The sequence below is a fragment of the Neisseria animaloris genome, from assembly GCF_900637855.1.
Lineage (GTDB): Bacteria > Pseudomonadota > Gammaproteobacteria > Burkholderiales > Neisseriaceae > Neisseria > Neisseria animaloris.
Window position 1 is genome coordinate 1,370,716 of record NZ_LR134440.1, and the last position, 18,480, is coordinate 1,389,195.

Annotated in this window: 20 protein-coding genes and 1 pseudogene; 1 reads left to right on the top strand and 20 read right to left on the bottom strand. The window is 48.3% G+C overall.

All coding sequences use genetic code 11. From position 1 onward, the window contains the following. Nucleotides 1-9 precede the first annotated feature (9 nt). From EL216_RS06290 to murU, 3 genes are read right to left on the bottom strand one after another with little or no spacing between them, the layout of a single operon-like run. Nucleotides 10-1,251: an aromatic amino acid transporter gene (locus EL216_RS06290; RefSeq protein WP_085390084.1), complete on the bottom strand. Its 1,242-nt coding sequence runs from the start codon at nt 1,249-1,251 to the stop codon at nt 10-12. Further along, on the bottom strand, nt 1,241-1,489 hold the full coding sequence (locus tag EL216_RS06295; protein ID WP_085390083.1) for a hypothetical protein: 249 nt from the start codon (nt 1,487-1,489) through the stop codon (nt 1,241-1,243). Before EL216_RS06295 ends, EL216_RS06290 begins: the two co-directional genes overlap by 11 nt. Next, nucleotides 1,464-2,162, bottom strand: a complete 699-nt coding sequence (gene murU, locus EL216_RS06300; RefSeq protein ID WP_085390082.1) for an N-acetylmuramate alpha-1-phosphate uridylyltransferase MurU — start codon at nt 2,160-2,162, stop codon at nt 1,464-1,466. The genes EL216_RS06295 and murU overlap by 26 nt, the downstream gene beginning before the upstream one ends. 196 nt (nt 2,163-2,358) lie before the next feature. Between murU and EL216_RS06305 the strand changes: the two genes are divergently transcribed. Next, a complete protein-coding gene (locus EL216_RS06305) occupies nt 2,359-2,772 on the top strand; it encodes an META domain-containing protein (RefSeq protein WP_085390081.1) in 414 nt (137 codons plus the stop codon). 103 nt (nt 2,773-2,875) lie between these two features. Here EL216_RS06305 and EL216_RS06310 read toward each other — a convergent pair whose 3' ends face one another. From EL216_RS06310 to EL216_RS06390, 17 genes and pseudogenes are all read right to left on the bottom strand, one after another. After that, on the bottom strand, nt 2,876-3,805 hold the full coding sequence (locus EL216_RS06310; RefSeq protein ID WP_085390080.1) for an MlaA family lipoprotein: 930 nt from the start codon (nt 3,803-3,805) through the stop codon (nt 2,876-2,878). Beyond that, complete coding sequence (locus EL216_RS06315) at nt 3,802-4,080, bottom strand: STAS domain-containing protein (RefSeq protein WP_085390079.1); 279 nt, start codon at nt 4,078-4,080, stop codon at nt 3,802-3,804. The genes EL216_RS06310 and EL216_RS06315 overlap by 4 nt, the downstream gene beginning before the upstream one ends. A gap of 3 nt (nt 4,081-4,083) precedes the next feature. Next, nucleotides 4,084-4,686, bottom strand: coding sequence for an MlaC/ttg2D family ABC transporter substrate-binding protein (locus EL216_RS06320; protein WP_085390078.1), 603 nt, complete (start codon nt 4,684-4,686; stop codon nt 4,084-4,086). Nucleotides 4,687-4,716: 30 nt separating this feature from the next. Beyond that, nucleotides 4,717-5,226 carry an outer membrane lipid asymmetry maintenance protein MlaD gene (mlaD, locus tag EL216_RS06325; RefSeq protein ID WP_085390077.1) on the bottom strand — a complete coding sequence of 170 codons (510 nt, stop codon included), beginning with the start codon at nt 5,224-5,226 and terminating at the stop codon, nt 4,717-4,719. 5 nt (nt 5,227-5,231) lie between these two features. Further along, nucleotides 5,232-6,008 carry a lipid asymmetry maintenance ABC transporter permease subunit MlaE gene (gene mlaE, locus EL216_RS06330; RefSeq protein WP_085390076.1) on the bottom strand — a complete coding sequence of 259 codons (777 nt, stop codon included), beginning with the start codon at nt 6,006-6,008 and terminating at the stop codon, nt 5,232-5,234. 64 nt (nt 6,009-6,072) lie between these two features. Then, the gene (locus EL216_RS06335; RefSeq protein ID WP_085390075.1) at nt 6,073-6,882 is read right to left on the bottom strand and encodes an ABC transporter ATP-binding protein; all 810 of its coding nucleotides are present in this window, start codon (nt 6,880-6,882) and stop codon (nt 6,073-6,075) included. A gap of 373 nt (nt 6,883-7,255) precedes the next feature. Beyond that, complete coding sequence (gene pdxA / locus EL216_RS06340) at nt 7,256-8,236, bottom strand: 4-hydroxythreonine-4-phosphate dehydrogenase PdxA (protein WP_085390074.1); 981 nt, start codon at nt 8,234-8,236, stop codon at nt 7,256-7,258. Nucleotides 8,237-8,403: 167 nt separating this feature from the next. Continuing rightward, complete coding sequence (lpxA, locus tag EL216_RS06345) at nt 8,404-9,180, bottom strand: acyl-ACP--UDP-N-acetylglucosamine O-acyltransferase (RefSeq protein ID WP_085390073.1); 777 nt, start codon at nt 9,178-9,180, stop codon at nt 8,404-8,406. Nucleotides 9,181-9,310: 130 nt separating this feature from the next. Continuing rightward, the gene (gene fabZ / locus EL216_RS06350; protein ID WP_085390072.1) at nt 9,311-9,766 is read right to left on the bottom strand and encodes a 3-hydroxyacyl-ACP dehydratase FabZ; all 456 of its coding nucleotides are present in this window, start codon (nt 9,764-9,766) and stop codon (nt 9,311-9,313) included. A 3-nt stretch (nt 9,767-9,769) separates the two neighbouring features. Then, nucleotides 9,770-10,825, bottom strand: coding sequence for a UDP-3-O-(3-hydroxymyristoyl)glucosamine N-acyltransferase (lpxD, locus tag EL216_RS06355; RefSeq protein WP_085390071.1), 1,056 nt, complete (start codon nt 10,823-10,825; stop codon nt 9,770-9,772). A gap of 47 nt (nt 10,826-10,872) precedes the next feature. Next, nucleotides 10,873-11,385 (bottom strand): OmpH family outer membrane protein, encoded by a 513-nt coding sequence (locus EL216_RS11290; RefSeq protein WP_085390070.1) that lies wholly within the window; start codon nt 11,383-11,385, stop codon nt 10,873-10,875. A 30-nt stretch (nt 11,386-11,415) separates the two neighbouring features. Then, the gene (gene bamA, locus EL216_RS06365; protein WP_085390069.1) at nt 11,416-13,848 is read right to left on the bottom strand and encodes an outer membrane protein assembly factor BamA; all 2,433 of its coding nucleotides are present in this window, start codon (nt 13,846-13,848) and stop codon (nt 11,416-11,418) included. Nucleotides 13,849-13,854: 6 nt separating this feature from the next. Continuing rightward, entirely contained in the window at nt 13,855-15,195 is a 1,341-nt protein-coding gene (gene rseP, locus EL216_RS06370) for an RIP metalloprotease RseP (protein ID WP_085390068.1), read from the bottom strand. A gap of 13 nt (nt 15,196-15,208) precedes the next feature. Further along, complete coding sequence (ispC, locus tag EL216_RS06375) at nt 15,209-16,396, bottom strand: 1-deoxy-D-xylulose-5-phosphate reductoisomerase (RefSeq protein ID WP_085390067.1); 1,188 nt, start codon at nt 16,394-16,396, stop codon at nt 15,209-15,211. A gap of 252 nt (nt 16,397-16,648) precedes the next feature. After that, nucleotides 16,649-16,843: pseudogene (locus EL216_RS06380) on the bottom strand (SIMPL domain-containing protein); the annotation flags it as partial. Nucleotides 16,844-16,892: 49 nt separating this feature from the next. Next, on the bottom strand, nt 16,893-17,690 hold the full coding sequence (locus EL216_RS06385; protein WP_085390066.1) for a phosphatidate cytidylyltransferase: 798 nt from the start codon (nt 17,688-17,690) through the stop codon (nt 16,893-16,895). A 6-nt stretch (nt 17,691-17,696) separates the two neighbouring features. After that, on the bottom strand, nt 17,697-18,443 hold the full coding sequence (locus EL216_RS06390; RefSeq protein ID WP_085390065.1) for an isoprenyl transferase: 747 nt from the start codon (nt 18,441-18,443) through the stop codon (nt 17,697-17,699). Nucleotides 18,444-18,480 lie beyond the last annotated feature (37 nt).

The window sequence follows — 18,480 nt, forward strand, 5'->3', positions numbered from 1 at the left end:
CGATTGCTGTCAGCCTTTGAATACCGGCACCACCTCCAATTGGCTCAATATTTGTGCGGCAATGTTGATTACACCGAATGCGAATACCCACACAATCAACCACATTCCGCCGTAAACTCGATAACCTTTGTTTTCACTGAATTTCTTACGCGCCTTATAAAGCAGCATGGCGGGAATCAGCGCCGTCCACACCGTTGCCGCCAAACCCACATAGCCGATTACGGTAACAAAGCCGGTAGGAAACAGCAAACAGCAGATAAGCGGCGGCAAAAAGGTTAATGCTGCGGTTTTGGTGCGCCCCGCGGCACTGTCGTCCCATTTGAACAAGTCGGCGAGATAGTCGAACAAGCCCAGCGTTACGCCCAAAAATGACGAAGCAATCGCCATATAGGCAAAAAACGACAACACCGTGTTCATACTGCCCGTAGGCACGAATTTCGACAGCGTTTCAATCAACACCGACACCTGCCCACCCGCCTCAATAACCGGTGCAAATTTGTTGCGCGGCAGGTTGCCCTGAATCGCCAATTGCCACAACGTATAAATCACCAGCGCAATCAATGTGCCCAAACGCAAGGCACGGGCCACTTTGGGTGCGTCGCCGTTAAAGTATTTCAACAGGCTCGACACATTGCCGTGAAAACCGAATGAAGCCAAGCAAACCGGCAAAGCGGCAGCTACATAAATCCAGTATTGCGTGCCTGCGGTAACCTGCGTATCCAGCAGCACAGGCAGTTGCACATTGGTCAGCAATCCGCCGGTTGCCCAGAAAAAAGCGATAACCATGCCGCCGATTAACACACTGGTCAAACGGTCGACCAGATAAGTGGATGCCCAAACACAAAACGCCAATACTGCGAAAAACACCAGTTGTCCCACCGGCAGCCCGACCGTGCCGCCCGCCAAATTGCCCAAGCCTTTGGCAGTCAAATCGCCGCCTACAAAAATGTAAGCATAGGTAAGCAGGTACAACACAAAAGCAACGGCGATACCGTTTACCGCATTCCAACCGCGCCCGAGCAAATCTTTAACCATCGTGTCGAAGCTGGCACCGTGCGGATAATGGGTATTGACTTCCAACAGCATCAGCCCGCTGGAAAGCATGGAAAACCATGTATAAAACAGCACGACGAGCGATCCGATAAACCAAACGCCCGAAGTAGCGGTGGGGTTGGCAAACATACCGGCACCGATGATGGTGCCTGCAATAATCAATGCGCCACCTAAGAGCGACGGGTTTTTAGCAGACATAAAATCCTTTCAGACGGCCTGTATTAAGAAATGTAAAGGCATTATAGCCGATAAACCGAATGATGGCGCAAGTGGCGGTTGTTCGGAACAGTATGTAACCTTTACGGTTTAATAACGGATATTGAATATACAGAGCAGGCCGTCTGAAAGATTTCAGACGGCCTCCGAGCCATAAACCGATAAGTTTTTCAGCCCAACTGCTGCCGGCCTGCTCAATACCAATGCCGTGCCAATTCATCGGCTTCCGCCAACCGCTCTACCGTGCCGACATCCAGCCACAAACCGTTATGCTTCTCGCCGGATACCAGATTTTTATCCATGGCTCCGCGCAACAGAGGGGCAAGTTTGGCGGCCTTTCCGGGCGGCGTGTTTTCAAACAAATCGGGATGGTAAACACCCATACCGCTGAACGTTAACGGCTGCCCCGCGCTGCTTTGCGAAGCCACTCGGCCATTATCCAGCAATGCAAAATCGCCGGCTGGGTTGTGCGCCGGATTCGGTACAAGCCATAAATGTGCCAACCGCTGTTGCTGCTTCAGACTTGCCGCCGCTTCAAAGGCCGTCTGAAAATCAATATCGGTCAGCACGTCGCCGTTTACCACTAAAAAGGGTTCGTTACCCAGCAAAGGCAATGCAGTTGCTATACCGCCGGCGGTTTCCAAACCGGTTTCGCCTTCGGGAGAATAAGCAATCTGCACGCCGTAAGCCGCGCCTGTGCCCAATGTTTCTTCAATCTGCCGCCCCAGCCAAGCATGATTGATCACAATTTCATCGATGCCGGCGGCTTTCAGACGGCGTAAATGCCAACCGATCAAAGGTTCGCTCCCCACTTTCAACAGCGGTTTTGGGCAGGAATCGGTGAGCGGACGCATCCGTTCGCCGCGCCCTGCCGCTAAAATCATGGCTTTCATGGATATTCCGTTATGTTTTAAACCGGCAGAATTGTATAACAAAGGCCGTCTGAAAAGAAAACCGAATTATTTACAGAAGATTCGGTCATATATTATGGGAGGTATAAGATATTCCTTACAAACAATCACTAAGACAACCTTAGTCGTTTTATGGTATATAGACTGTTCAGATTAACTCGTTCTAAAAGGATCAACAATGAAACTTTTGACTTTATTGTCTCCCCTGCTTCTCTCCGCATGTGTCATTCCTGTTCCGGCACAAAGTGCGCCTTCCGTACCCCAACAGGTCTATGGAAAATGGCAGATTACCCAAATAAACAAACAAAGCGTGGATAAGGCAACGCTAGTCTTAAACTCTTCGGATTCCAGCTTCAGTGCACAAACAGACTGTAATAATTTATTTGGTGAATACACTTTATCCACCGATAAAAAATTGCATTTCAAAGATGTAGCCTCTTCTCTGAAAGCCTGCCCCGATATGCGCGTAGAACAATTACTGGCCGACACATTGCCGAAAGTGGACAGTTACCGTTTCAACAAACGCCGTATTGAAATGTTGGATAAGCAAGGCCGGATATTGCTGCAAGGCCAACGACTTTCCAGTCAATAAATTTACTTCCGTAAAACAGCTTTAGGCCGTCTGAATTCTTTTCAGACGGCCTAAAGCTGTTTTACGGCTCAATCGAGCGTTTCAGGTCGGCAAAACGAACTCATTAAAAGCCGTATCCCACCGGCTCGCCCCATTGGGCAACTTCAACCATTTCTATACCATCAGTGTGTAGAGGGCTTGCATCTTGCGGATCATCCGGAGTCCATAAAGTGAGAGTCCCTGTACGTTCGGGCCATACGGTATTAGCACTGCTGTCAGGTAACGGTGCTTCGGCAGGAGCTTGATAATCACCGGTCTTCGGCGCATCGCCTTCGCCAACCAAGTCGTCAATGTCAATATTATCTTCTTCACCCTGCGGCGGAGTAATACCAAGCTGGCGGGCACGCACTTTCATATAAATATCACGGGTGTACGCATATTTATCAATCGAAGCATCGCCCAAGCTATCGGTTAAATCCAGCAATTGCTCGCGCAGGCTGACTGCTCTGACCGCTTTATTGCCTATGCGGTTGGCCGCAGTGTGAAACACTGCATTATCAACGGGGTAAACACTGGTAATGGTGTTGCCCACACTATCGCGCACAGTCGAAGGGCCGGTGAGCGGATACACAAAATAATTGCTGTTTTTCCAGCCCCATGAGGCAAAAGTGTCGCCTAGTGTGTTTTTGTTATTGGGAATGCCGCCGGCATCGGCAATATTAATCAAGCCGCCCAAACCGAAAGTGGAATTCACACCAACACGTACAAAATCTTCACTTGCCCGTTTGATATCCAAACGCAGCAGATTGCTGCCCATACTCACCACATCACGCAGGTTATTGAAAAAATTGCTTACACCGGTGCGGACGGGCTGCGGAGTAACGGCACGATAACCGCGTGCCACCGGTGTCAGCACATAGCGGTCAGCGGTATCGTTGATTTTAAACATCACCCGGTTATACGGTTCGTAGGGGTCGGCGGGGTTGCGCTCCGCCCATACGGGCTGAGAAAGGGTAAGCGTCAACACCATCACTGGAACTGCTGATTTTTTCATGTATTCACCCAGTCTTTGATTTCGTACAGTTCGGTAAGATCTTGCACTGATTCGGGAATTGCACAAAGTTTTACGCCGGAAGCATTTAGGCGCAGAGCCGTCAGCAACAGCGACACACAGGAAGAATCTGCGCGATTGACGCCGGATAAGTCCAACGTATGCACTTCTTTCAGGCGGCATTGCTGTTCAAATTGTGCATAAGCGGCAGATGCTACCGTTTTTACGGTAACATCGCCGCTCAAATACAATACGCCGTCTTTTACTTCGGTATTCATCTTTTATTTGCCGCCGTTGTTTTTGGCTTTCAATTCGGCAATCAGGCCGTCGATGCCTTTGTTTTTGATGGTCTCGCCGAATTGGTTGCGGTACACGGTTACCAAACTCGCCCCTTCGATGGCAACGTTGTAAACACGGTATTTGCTACCGCTTTGATAGGTGGTGAAATCCATGTTCACCGGTTTGCCGCCGGGCTGGGTGATTTCGGTGCGCACAACGATTTCTTTGCCGCCCCGGTTTACTACCGGATTGTCTTTTACGGTAACGGCAGAATTTTTGAATTTCAACATAGTGCCTGAATAAGTGCGGATCAGCAGGCTTTGAAATTCTTGAGACAATGCTTTTTTCTGCTCGGCAGTAGCTTCGCGCCACGGGTTACCGACGGCAAGAGCCGTCATACGTTGGAAATCGAAATAAGGCAGCGCATAGTTTTCTGCTTTGCGGCGTACGGCGGCATCGTTATTACCGTTGGCTTCTTTCAGGATACTCAAAACCTGAACCGAATTTTCACGTACCTGGCTTACTGCATCGGCAGGAGCAGCAACGGCCAAGCCGATGCTTAAAACACCGATACTCAAAGCACTGATTAAAGAAGTTTTTTTCATTATAAATTCCTATCAATATGAATAGATTGCTTATTCCGAAACAGCGGGGCTGCTCTCTCCGGCCTTTTTACTGCCTGCGTTCTGTTCGGCAAAATTGGTCATAAACTTACCAATCAAGTTTTCCAACACGATAGCCGAGCCGGTAACAGTAATAGTATCTCCTGCTGCCAATTCCTCTTCATCTCCGCCTTGCATCAAGCCGATATATTGTTCACCCAAAAGGCCGGAGGTTAAAATCTGCGCAGACACATCGCTGCTGAACTGGTATTTGCTGTTCAAATTCAGTGATACTTTCGCCTGATAGGTTTTGGGATCAAGCTGAATACCGCCTACCCTTCCCACCAGCACCCCGGCCGCTTTTACCGGCGCATTCACACGCAATCCGCCGATATCGGTAAAGTCGGCATACACGGTATAGGTTTTGCCGGAGCCACCGCCAACCGCCGCACCGCCGGCCACACGGAATGCCAAGAAGCCAATGGCGACAACACCCAATAAGACAAACAAACCTACCCAAAATTCCAAAATACTTTTTTTCATCGCACTTACTCAGTAAACATCAATGCAGTTAAGATAAAGTCAATCGCCAACACGGTAAGGGCGGAAGACACTACCGTACGGGTGCTGGCACGCAAAATACCCTCCGACGTGGGTACGCAGTGAAACCCTTGGTGCACGGCAATCAGCGTTACCGCTACCCCGAACACCACAGATTTGATCAGGCCGTTAAGTACATCATAGTCGAAAGAGATATTGCTCTGCATTTGCGACCAGAAAATACCGCCGTCCAAGCCTAAGTATTGCACGCCGATCAAATACGCACCGTAAATACCCGCTACGTTAAAAATCGAAGCTAAAAGCGGCATTGAAACAACACCTGCCCAGAAGCGCGGCACAACCACACGGGCTACGGGGTTTACTGCCATCACGTTCATGGCTTCAAGCTGCTCGGTAGTTTTCATCAAACCAATTTCGCTCGTCATCGCACCGCCCGCACTGCTTGCGAACAAAATGGCAGCCAATACGGGGCCGAGCTCGCGTAGCAGACTAGCAGCAACCATGAAGCCCAAGACATCAGCTGATTTGAACTTCGATAATTGTGTATACCCCTGCAAACCCAACACCATGCCTACAAATAAGCCTGACACAGCTACAATCAACACCGACAATACACCGGCAAAATATACTTGGCGCACACTCAAACGGAACCGTGTGAGCGCTGTTCCCGATTTCGCCAGAATCTGCAACAGAAACAGGCAGACACTGCCGAGCGAACGGATAAATTTCAGGGTGTTATGCCCGATGGTTTGGATAAAATTCATATGGTTTCAAATTATTTAGTACCGCCAAACGACCTGTAATATTGTCGGGAGAAGCCGTCTGAAACTATCGGTTTGCCTCTAGTAAATCTTGCTGCAGACTGGTCTCCGCCGGATAACGGAACGGTACAGGTCCGTTAGGCAAACCACCAATAAACTGCTGCACCCACGGCGAATCCAACTCACGCATCTCTTCAGGGGAACCCGAAAACATTATTTCTCCATGTGCCAGAAAAATCACTTGGTCGACAATAGAAAGCGACTGTTCGATATCGTGAGATACCATCACACTGGTGGAATGGAGGGCCTTGTTGATACGACTGATTAAATGTGCAATCACGCCCAAAGAAATCGGATCCAAACCGGTAAACGGTTCATCGTAAAGCATGATTTCCGGATCAAGCGCAATAGTACGGGCCAAAGCCACACGCCGCGCCATGCCGCCGGAAAGTTCGGACGGCATCAACTTTTCTACACCACGCAAACCTACGGCATTTAATTTCAATATGACCAAGTCGCGAATCACCGGTTCTGGCAGCTTAGTCAGCTCGCGCATCGGAAATGCAACATTGTCAAACACTGATAAATCGGTAAACAGCGCACCGTGTTGGAACAGTACACCCATACGACGACGGTGTTCGTAAAGCTCGGTCGAACCGAATGTGGCCAAATCCTTCCCCTCCACCAGCACCTTACCTTGCTGTGGATGAATCTGACCGGTAACAAGACGCATCAACGTAGTTTTACCGCTGCCTGAACCGCCCATGATTGCAGCAAAATTACCTTGTTCGATGGTGAAATTAATGTTGTTGAGAATCGGGCGTTCACCATAAGCGAAAGCCACATCTTTCATTTCGATAAAAGGAGTATTTGTCATGCGGATGTGTGGGTTTCAAATGTTTGTATTTTAATAATTAACCACGTTAGGGGCAATTTTTCAAACGGCTCACTTGTGAAAAAATACATGGATGTATGTAAATTATTGATATTGCATTCTTTAGATTTCGTAGAAAATGCAACAAAATTGGTCGACATAACGACAAACGGCGTAATAATGTTTCAAGTGGCATAGAGGCCGTCTGAATATGCTCAAACAACTTTTGAACAGGCAGCTTTAAAATATGTGGTAAAAATTATTCAGATGCCCCATTTTTATGTTTCTCTCCGCAAAAACGAGCTTGCCTTCCCAAACATCAATGATGGTTTTCCTGCGGATCTATCACTAGTTACCCTATTATTTCTTTGCATGTTCAGTGCTTATGATTCCGTACCATAGCTAAAGCCGTATCCACCGCCACAATCAGGCTGCCGGAATCGGCTTTACCGGTGCCCGCCAAATCTAATGCCGTACCGTGATCGACCGATGTGCGCACGAAAGGCAAACCAAGCGTAATGTTTACGCCTTTACCGAAACTGGCATATTTCAACACGGGCAACCCTTGGTCGTGATACATCGCTAAAACGGCATCAAAACCTTGCAACATGGAAGGCTGAAATAGTGTATCAGCAGGATAAGGACCGCTGACTTCTATACCTTGCGTTTGCAGATTTTTCAGCGCCGGCATAATCACTTCGATTTCTTCCCGCCCCAAATGTCCCCCTTCTCCGGCATGTGGATTCAAACCGGTTACCAAAATGCGGGGATTTTCAATGCCGAATTTGGTACGCAAATCACGATGTAAAATGGTGGCAACTGACTCCACCAAAGGCTGGGTAATGGCTGTGGCAATATCTTTCAGCGGTAGATGCGTCGTTACCAGTGCAACCCGCAAACCTCCTCCTACCAACATCATAACCACTTGCTCGGCACCGCTTTTTTCGGCGAAATATTCGGTATGGCCGCAGAAAGGCACTCCGGCATCATTGATGATGCCTTTATGCAAAGGTGCGCTTACCATCGCTGCAAATGTGCCGTTTTGCACGCTTTCCAATGCGGTGTCCAACAACTCCAATACATACGGCGAATTTTCAGGGTTCAGACGGCCTGCCTCGCAAGGTGCGTTTAACGGAATATGCCAAACATCCAACACCCCATGCACAGGAGCTACCGAGGCATCGTAATCACGTATTGCTACTTTTTTCCCAAGAGCGGCAGCGCGTTGTTGCAGTAGAGTCTTGTCGCCTAAAACGACACAATGACAAGGCAATTCTGCTGCGGCAAGATCCAAACAAATGTCGGGACCGATACCGGCAGGTTCGCCACTGGTTATGGCCAAAACAGGTAAAGTCATATTTTTCTCGCTTGCATGACAGATAATGGTGTCAGGCATTGTATAACCATAGTCCGAATAATGATATGAAAGGAAAAGTCGGGTAATACGGCTGAATCGCCGGATTTTCACCGTTATATCGAAAAGGCCGTCTGAAAAGTTTTCAGACGGCCTTCCGTTATCTTGCCTTAACGGATAATCCCACGGCTAGATGCTGCAAAAAATTCTTTAAATACAGCAAGCTCGGGCGAAAATTGACTGAGTTTCAACACTTCCGTCTTGGCTTCTTCCAAGCCCAAACCCTGACGGTAGAGGATTTTATAAACCTCTTTCACACGTGCAATTTCTTCAGCGGAAAAACCGTTACGACGCATACCTTCAGTGTTCAAACCGGCCGGTTCGGCACGGTAGCCCGATGCCATAACATACGGAGGCACGTCTTTATGAACACCGGCCGCAAAAGCGGTCATGGCATAGCTGCCAATCTGACAAAATTGGAAAACCAAAGTATAGCCCCCCAAAACCACATAATCGCCGATGGTTACATGACCCGCCAGTGAAGCATTGTTGGCGAAAATGGTATGGCTGCCGACCACGCAATCGTGTGCAAGATGTACATAAGCCATAATCCAGTTATCGTCGCCAACTCGGGTTTCACCGATGCCTGTTACCGTACCGGTGTTAAACGTGGTGAACTCACGAATGGTGTTACCATTGCCGATAATCAGACGGGTCGGCTCGTCGCGGTATTTTTTATCCTGCGGTTGCGCTCCTAGCGAAGCGAACTGGAAAATCTTATTATTCTCACCGATGGTGGTATGGCCTTCAATCACCGCATGCGGACCAATTTCAGTATTGGCACCGATTTTAACGTTCGGGCCGATAACGGAATAGGCTCCCACTTTAACGCTGCTGTCGAGTTCAGCTTTGGGGTCAATAATCGCTGTAGGATGGATTAAGCTCATTCAGGCTTTCCTTCATGTGGCAAACAGGTTGATTTATGTTGTACAAAAATCTGTCTGCCATACAAATAAACAATCAGGCCGTCTGAAAACAACCTTCGATTTAGTGTTTTCAGACGGCCTCAATAATAGATTACAGTTCGACGGCGCGTTTAGCGCACATAATTTCGGCTTCTACGGCTACTTGGCCGTCTACTTTAGCCACGGTTTTGAATTTACCGATACCGCGTTTATTCGCAATCAGCTCCACTTCGAAAACCAACTGGTCACCCGGAATAATCTGGCGTTTAAAGCGGGCATTATCGATACCTGCAAAAAAATAGATTTCATTAGAGTTACGTCCGCCTTCACTCAAAATAGCCAGTGTGCCACATGCTTGCGCTAATGCTTCAATAATCAGCACGCCTGGCATCACAGGAAAATCTGGGAAATGACCTTGGAAATGCGGCTCATTCATACTCACGTTTTTAATCGCCGTGAGGCTTTTCATAGATTCAAACGCGGTAATACGGTCAAGTAATAAAAACGGGTAACGGTGAGGTATCAGTTTCTGGATGTCTTTGGCTTCAATCGGAAGGGTAAATTCCATAGTTTATTCCTTATTATTTTCAGTGAATTGTGATACTTCAAGTGCTTTTTCAAGCTGTTTGATGCGTTTGCTCATTTCACTCAAATGGCGGATATGCACGGCATTACGCGCCCACTCTTTATGGGTTTGCATCGGGTACGGGCCGGCAATATGTTGGCCGCTTTCCTTAATACTGTGAGTGATACTGCTGCCGCCGCCGATGGTGGTTTTATCGGCAATTTCAATGTGACCGACCGTGCCTACTCCACCGCCGAGAATACAGTAATTGCCGATGGTAACACTGCCGGAAATACCGGTTTTGGCAGCAATAACGGTATGCGAACCGATTTTACAATTGTGACCGATCTGCACTTGGTTATCGATTTTGGTGCCGTTACCGACTACAGTATCACTCATCGCACCACGGTCAATGTTGCTGTTGGATCCGATTTCAACATCATCGCCGAGTGTTACGCCGCCGGTTTGCGGAATTTTAAACCACGAATCACCGGCAAATGCCAAGCCAAATCCGTCCGCACCAATCACACTGCCGCTATGTATTTCTACACGGTTTCCCAATGTACAGCCATAATAAATAACCGCATTCGGGTGAATAACCACTTCATCTCCAAGCGTGCAATCATGCTCGACTACGGCACATGCCAGAATACGGCAGCCTTCGCCTAACACGGTATTGCCACCGATATAAACATGTGCTCCGATTTCGCAACTTGCCGGCACCGTAGCAGTGGGTTCGATAACCGCCGTCGGGTGTACGCCTGCTACTGCACGCTCAACAGGGGAAAACAATCGGGCTACTTTGGCAAAATAGAGATATGGGTCTGGTGCAATAATCAGGTTATGCCCGGCAAATTCATCCGCCACTTTCGGGCTAACAATGATTGCGCCCGCATTGCTTGCCGCAACATCGGATTTATATTTGGGATTAGCCAGAAAACTGATATGGTCTGCCGTAGCCGCTGAAAGCGGCTGAACGGCAGCAATGCTCACATCTTCGCCGCGCCATTCGCCGCCCAACTCTGCCACAATTTGCGATAGGGTGTAAAAAGCTGGTTTCATCTACATCAAAGGCCGTCTGAAAAGTAATGCCTGCACGTTTGAAGTAATTAACGTGCATTTAAGGCTTTGATAACGCTGTCAGTTATATCAAACTTACTGTTAACATAAACAGCTTCCTGCAAAATCAGGTCGTACCCTTCTTTTTTAGCCAGTTCTACAATAATGCGGTTGGCGTTTTGCTGCAAGGCTGCAAACTCCTCATTACGTCGCAAGTTGTATTCCTCAGCCAACTGAGCCTGCTCCAAGCGGAATTTCTGAACGGCTTCGCCCAGTTTTTGAACGGCAGCTTCCCGCTCCGCCCCTTGCAATTTTCCGGATGCGATTCTCTTCTCAAGTTCCGTACCTTCCGCTTGCAATTTTTGCAGAGCCTTCTGCCGACTACTGAATTCTTTTTCCAGCGTTTTTTGGATAAGCTTAGCCTGCTTGGACTCTTGATACACCCGCTCGGTGTTAATAAAACCAAGCTTCTGTAAGCTTTCTGCTGCTACTGCCTGTCCCATCAGGCTGAAACCCAATGTTGCAACAGCACACCAACGGATGATAAGTGATGATTTTTTCATAACAAATCCTTCATGCTTGCCGGGTAAGGCTTAGAATGTCGTACCCAATTGGAATTGGAAACGTTGGATTTCATCGCCTTTCTTCTTATTCATCGGATACGCATAACTGAATTTCATCGGCCCGAGCGGAGATAACCAAGTAACGGCCGCACCGGCAGAGTAACGCAATTCTTCTTTAAAGGTCGACTTATGGGTGGTGCCTAACCCGTAAACGTTTTGAACTCTTTTGCTGGATTGGAGGCGGTCGCTGCTGTTGTCATTATAGGTCTTACCGTCCCACACACTGCCCGCATCGGCAAATAAGCTCAAACGCACAGTACGCGAATCTTTAATGCCCGGCAGCGGGAACAGCAATTCTGCACTCACATTGGCCTTTTTGTTGCCGCCGTAACTGATCAAATCACCATGCTGATCATAAACTTTCGGCCCCAAAGTGCCGCTTTCAAAACCACGCACCGAACCTAAACCGCCGCCATAGAAGTTTTCAAAGAACGGTAATTCTTTGGTTTTACCATATCCGTTAGCATAACCTACTTCTCCGCCCAGCATCAGAGTAAGATTTTTACTGAGGGGGAAAAACCATGTTTGATTATGAGTTAAGCTGTAATATTGCAAATCACCGCCGGGTAAACCAAATTCTCCGTTCACTCCGGTAAGATAACCGCGTGTAGGCCATAATGCGCTATCGGTTTTATTACGACCCCAGCCAATATTGCCTTTAAATGTCCAACCTTTAAACTTACCGGTACAGGAAGTTGTGTCATTACCTTGGACACAGGTAGGATCATTAAATTTGCCGTACTGCTGGATAAAGTCGCGGTAACGGCGGGGAGCTCCCGAGTAAATGTCGACATTCAAGTGCTCCGCACCAAGGCCGAAATTCACTCGGTCGTATTCCGTTACCGGTACGCCCATGCGTAAACCGCCGCCCAATTTGGTCTGTTTATATTGCTGGGTACTTGATGAAGATTTACGTGGGTCGTAAATGTTGCCATATAAATCGTAACCCAAGCTCACGCCGTCAGGAGTGAAATAAGGATCGGTAAACGACAACGAGGCGTTTTGGGTTGTTTTACTGCGCGAAACTCGGGCAGATACGGATTTACCCGTACCGAACAAGTTATCTTGTGCCACACCAAACGACATAACCAAACCGGTATCCTGTACCCAACCTGCACTCAAATCAAGCGAGCCGGTTGAGCGCTCTTGTACCGACATATTCAAATCTACTTGGTCCGGCGTACCTTCTACGGGCTTGGCATCAAACTGTACGTTGTCGAAATAACCGAGCAACTCCACACGCTCTTTGGAACGCTGCAATTTGGAAGTATCGTATGGAGCGGCTTCCATCTGACGCAGCTCACGGCGGATTACTTCGTCGCGGGTTTTATTGTTACCCGTAATATTGATTTCATTTACGTAAACCTTACGGCCGGGTTCAATATGCAATACAAAATCCACTATGCCGGTTTGCTGATTTGGCATCGGCTGCACATTGATTTCACTGAAGGCATATCCTGCGCTGCCCATTGCATTCTGCATTGCCTGCAGGCTGTCAACCATCTTTTGGCGCTCATACCATTTGCCTTCTTTCATGGTCAGAAGCTTATAAAGGTTTTCTTTAGATACTTCGCGGGTATCACCCTCTATCTGTACCTTGCCCCAACGGTAACGCTCACCTTCATGTACTTTTACAGTAATGGTTTGCTTGGTTTTATCATCGTTCGTTTGAATATCGGTATCCAAAACCCGGAAGCTGAAATAGCCGTTATTTTGATAAAACTCAGTTACCCGCTCCATATCTTCGGCAAACTTCTGTTCGTTGAAACGGTTGCTTTTCGTTAACCATGTAAATACGCCGCCTTCACTCAACGACATTTGTTTGCGCAGCTTACGATCCGAATAACGTTCATTGCCTTCAAAATTGATATCGGTAATGGTCGTGCTTTTACCTTCTTCAATTTTGACATCGATTGCTACACGGTTACGTGCCAGCTTGGTAACAGTAGGCGTGATTTCTACCGACCGTTTGCCGCGGGTAATGTATTCTTGCTTCAAGCCTGCGATTGCCTGATTCAGCGTGGCTTGATTGAAAGGTTGTGATTGTGCCAAACCGAATGCGTCGAAATTTTTCTTGATGGCATCGTTTTGAAGCATCTTCGCGCCGGTAACATTGAGGCTGCTGATAGTGGGACGTTCCACCACGGTCAACAAAACCTGATTACCCATAGTTTCTACGCGCACATCATCAAAAAAACCTGTGGCATAAAGGTTTTTAATGATTTCCTCACTCTTGGCATCACTGAATGTGTCGCCTACTTTTACGGGAAGATAGTTAAATACTGTACTCGGTTCGGTACGTTGCAGACCTTCTACACGGATATCCTGAATGGTGAAATCAGCCAAAGCCAGCGGGGATAGGCCGATCAGCATTAAGGTTGAAGCAATCTTTTTTAATTTCATAACATTTTATCCAAATATACGGGTTATATCGTTAAAGAAGGCCACCATCATCAGCATCAGCATGACGGCCAAGCCGAAACGCACACCAAGCATCTGAACACGTTCGCTCAGCGGCTTTCCGCGTATCCATTCGGCGGCATAATACACCAAATGCCCGCCATCCAACACAGGTACAGGCAATAAATTCATGATTCCTAAGCTGATACTCACCAGCGCAAGAAATTCCAAATAACTTTGCACACCGATTGAAGCGGTTTTCCCGGCAACATCGGCAATCGTAAGCGGGCCGGAAATATGGCTTAATGAAGCCTGCCCTGTTAGTAGTTTACCGAAAAATTTTACCATCATCACGGAATAATTCTGTGTTTTTTCCCAACCCATTTTGAATGCTTCCGGCACAGAAGGCACATAATGATGGCTGACCTTTTGTCGCCACGCCTCATCGGTAGAGGCCGCTACACCAACCCTCCCGATCAAGGTGCCGTCTGAAAGCTCTTCGGAATCGGGCCGTACGCTGGTAGTCATCACTGCGCCGTCACGCTCATACTGCACGGCAATTTTTTGCCCCGGGCTGCTGCGGAACAATTCCGCCCACTCAATCCAATTTTCGATACTTCTACCGTCGGCCATCAAGAGTTTGTCGCCCTTTTTCAAACCGGCCCGTTCGGCTGGGCTGCCTGCAATCACCATACCGATATGGTTGGTAATCTTAAACGGCAGAATACCGATATGCCCTTCTTCTTTGGCTACTTTACCTGCTTGCAGCGTGTCTGCAATATCTATTATGCGCAAAGCGTTTTTTCCGTTTTCCTTTTGCACCTCCACATTAACCCTGCCTGCTTCGATGTTCAAAACGATTTCGGTACGCGCCTGCGCCCAATCTTCCACGGCCGTATTGTTTACCGACAAGATTTTATCACCCGGCTCGAATCCGGCTTGGGCGGCAATACTGGACGGTTCAACCGTACCGACATAAGGGCGGATTTCGGTTATGCCGAATGAAAAACTCAAACCGAACAACAAAATCGCCAATGCCAAATTGGTAAGCGGTCCTGCGGCAACAATGGCAATGCGTTTGGCAGGATGCTGTTTATCAAAAGCATACGGTAAATCTTTTGCCGCCACATTACCTTCGCGGGTATCGACCATTTTGACATAGCCGCCCAGCGGAACCGGTGCCAGGCACCATTCGGTATCACCGCGTTTTTTCTTTAGAAACGGTTTGCCAAAGCCAATGCTGAAACGCAGCACTTTCACGCCGCACAAACGCGCTACGATGTAATGGCCAAACTCATGCAAGCTAACCAAAATCAAAATCGCAACGATAAAAGCCAATACAGTTACCACAACTTCACTTCCCTTATCTGCTTAAAGCAGTTATACCTTGCCGCGCTTGTGCACGCGTTTGCGCATCTTGCGCCAACAAGCTGTCAATATCATTCAGGCCGTCTGAAAAGCCTTGTTCCAAACAATGCGCCACAATACGGGCGATATCGGTAAAACGGATTTTTCCTGCCAAGAAAGCGGCAACGGCTTCTTCATTGGCTGCATTCAGAACGCAAGAAGCCCCGCCTCCTGCATGCATGGCATCGTAAGCCAGCTTCAGGCAAGGAAACCGATTCAGATCCGGCTCCCGAAACGTTAAAACCGACAGTTTACCAAAATCTAACGCACCCACTCCCGATTCAATGCGCTCAGGTAAGCCCAAACAATAAGCAATCGGCGTGCGCATATCGGGATGACCCATTTGTGCCAGCACCGAGCCGTCCAAATAACGCACCATACTATGAATCACGCTTTGCGGATGTATCACGACTTCCAATTTATCCGGCGGGCAGTTGAACAGCCAATGTGCCTCGATCAATTCCAAACCTTTGTTCATCATAGTGGCGGAATCAACTGAAATTTTTTGCCCCATCGACCAGTTGGGGTGTTTTACCGCTTGTGCGGGCGTAATATGATCAAACGTGCTTAAATCGGTATCAAGAAACGGACCTCCGGAAGCTGTCAGAATAATCGACTGAATACCGTGAACATTCAGACGGCCTGAATAATCCTGAGGCAATACTTGGTAAACCGCATTGTGTTCACTATCTACCGGCAATACTTTCGCACCATTTGCCCGGGCAGTTTCCATAAACAATGCACCCGACACCACCAATGTTTCTTTGTTGGCCAGATAAATGGTTTTACCGTTTTTGGCTGCGGCCAGTGCCGATGGCAATCCCGCCGCGCCGACAATAGCCGCCATCACTCCGGTTACTTCGGAAGCCGAAGCCACTTCAATCAAAGCCTGACCGCCATACAACACTTCGGTTTGGCAATCGGCGGACTCTAAAAGCTGCTCCAGAGCGGCGGCATGTTCGGCATCGGCAACAACGGCAAAACACGGCTTGAACCGCTCACACTGTGCGGCCAGTTTGTTAACCTGTTTATGGCCTGCCAAAGCAAAAATGCGGAATTTATCGGGATGACGGGCAACAACATCCAGCGTGCTTTCGCCTATGCTGCCGGTGCTACCCAAAATAGTTAAGACTTGTTGTGTCATGATTCGGTTCTTTAATTAGGCCGTTTGAAGCAAGATCAAACCGGTGAAACAAATTAATCTTTCAGACGGCCTTACAGGTATGTATTTTCTATTGTCACAGAACTTAATCCCGTCACGATATGACGAAAAGATTTTGCAAATCATACAGAATCGCAATATAAAAAGCAGACAACAGCATACTCCGTTATGTTTTCAGACGGCCTGTTTATCATCAATTGCCCATCCAGGCATGAAGCCGTCTGAAAGGTTTTTCTAATCAACGCCGTATTCAATCGTTACGACCAAACGCACTTGTTTGCCGACAGTGGATTTATCATAAATACCGCCGTATTCATCGCTTTCGCTGCTACCGGTATCGGCATAAATATTAAACGAGCCTTGGGAAGCGGAACGCATGGCACCGACTTTGCCGCCGCCGGTTTCGGCAAATTCCTGTGCACGCTTATCCTTTTCCAAAAACAATCTTTTTATAGACCTGAAGGCTGTCTGAAAACAATCAAGCAAATACCGTCATCATCGCAGCATACACACTTAGCACGGCAATCAAACTGTCTACGCGGTCGAAAACACCACCGTGCCCAGGCAGTAAATCGCTACTGTCTTTAATGCCTGCCGAACGTTTCAACCAGCTTTCCAGCAAGTCCCCGACAATGCTCACGACAGTCAGCAACAGCCCTACTATAATGGCACCAAACCATGAAACTTCAAACGCCAACCAACCGGCATTCCACACCAAAGTCATGTAAATAGCCACACATAATGCGCCTCCGAGTGCGCCCTCCCAGCTTTTGCCGGGGCTGATGGCCGGAGCCAGTTTGCGTTTGCCGAATGCTTTGCCGCAGAAATAGGCAAAGATGTCGGCAACCCATACCAAACCCATCACTGCAAGCAATGAAACGGCTGCGTCTACATCCGGGCGCAACATCACCAATGCGAACCAGAACGATACCATCAGCAACCAACCTACTGCATAAGCCTGCCAGCCCGACGGCAAGGCCCATTTGCTTAGTAGCCACATCGGTGCCAAAACCAGCCAAAACGCCAGCACAACCAGCCACACCAGCGAAGGCAATGCCCAACCACCCAGATAAGCCACCAAGCCGAATACGGCTGTTGCTGCCAAATAGTGATTGTTTTGTGTCGGCGTAAAGCCTGCCATGCGTCCGTATTCCCACAGCGCCACCAGTGCGATTAATCCGCTGAATGCCGCCCAGAGACCGTCTGAAGTATAAAACAGCATGCCCAACATCAGCGGCAGCAACACCAGTGCAGTAATTATTCTTTGTTTTAACATAATCCCTTAACCCCGTTGCTGCTCGATCGGCAGTTGCTCTGAGGTACGCCCGAACCGGCGTTCGCGTGTCCGAAATGACTGAATGGCGGCATCCAACGCCTCCGCATCAAAATCAGGCCATAAAATATCGGTGAAGTACAGCTCGGCATAGGCTATCTGCCACAGCAGAAAATTGCTGACACGGGTTTCTCCACCCGTGCGGATAAATAAATCCGGCTCCGGCGCTTCGGCCAGTGTCAGATTTTCAGCCAACGCTTCCTCGGTAATTTCGACAACACCCGCCTTAACCAATTTGTTGGCCGCCTGAAGAATATCCCAACGGCCGCCGTAATCGGCAGCAATAACCAAAGTCAAACCGGTATTACCGGCGGTTAAAGCCTCCGCCTCTTCGATGCCTTTACAAATTTCGGCATTAAACCGGTTTCGGTTGCCAATAACTTTTAAGCGCATATTGTTACTGTGCAGGCGCTCCACCTGTTTTTGCAATGCCTGCAGAAACAGTCCCATCAGAAAAGATACTTCATCTTCAGGCCTGCGCCAGTTTTCGGTGGAAAAAGCAAACACCGTCAGATACCGAACACCCAGCTCGGCACACCGTCTGACCATATTTTCAAGCGCTTCAAGACCGCGTTTATGCCCCATCACACGAGGCAGGAAACGTTTTTTTGCCCAGCGGCCGTTTCCATCCATAATCACGGCGATATGGCGCGGAATCTGCGTATATTCCAAAATGGTTTGTGTGCTACTGTTCATATTTGCTGTTCCTGCCGTTTGTTTAAGCGGTTTTCAC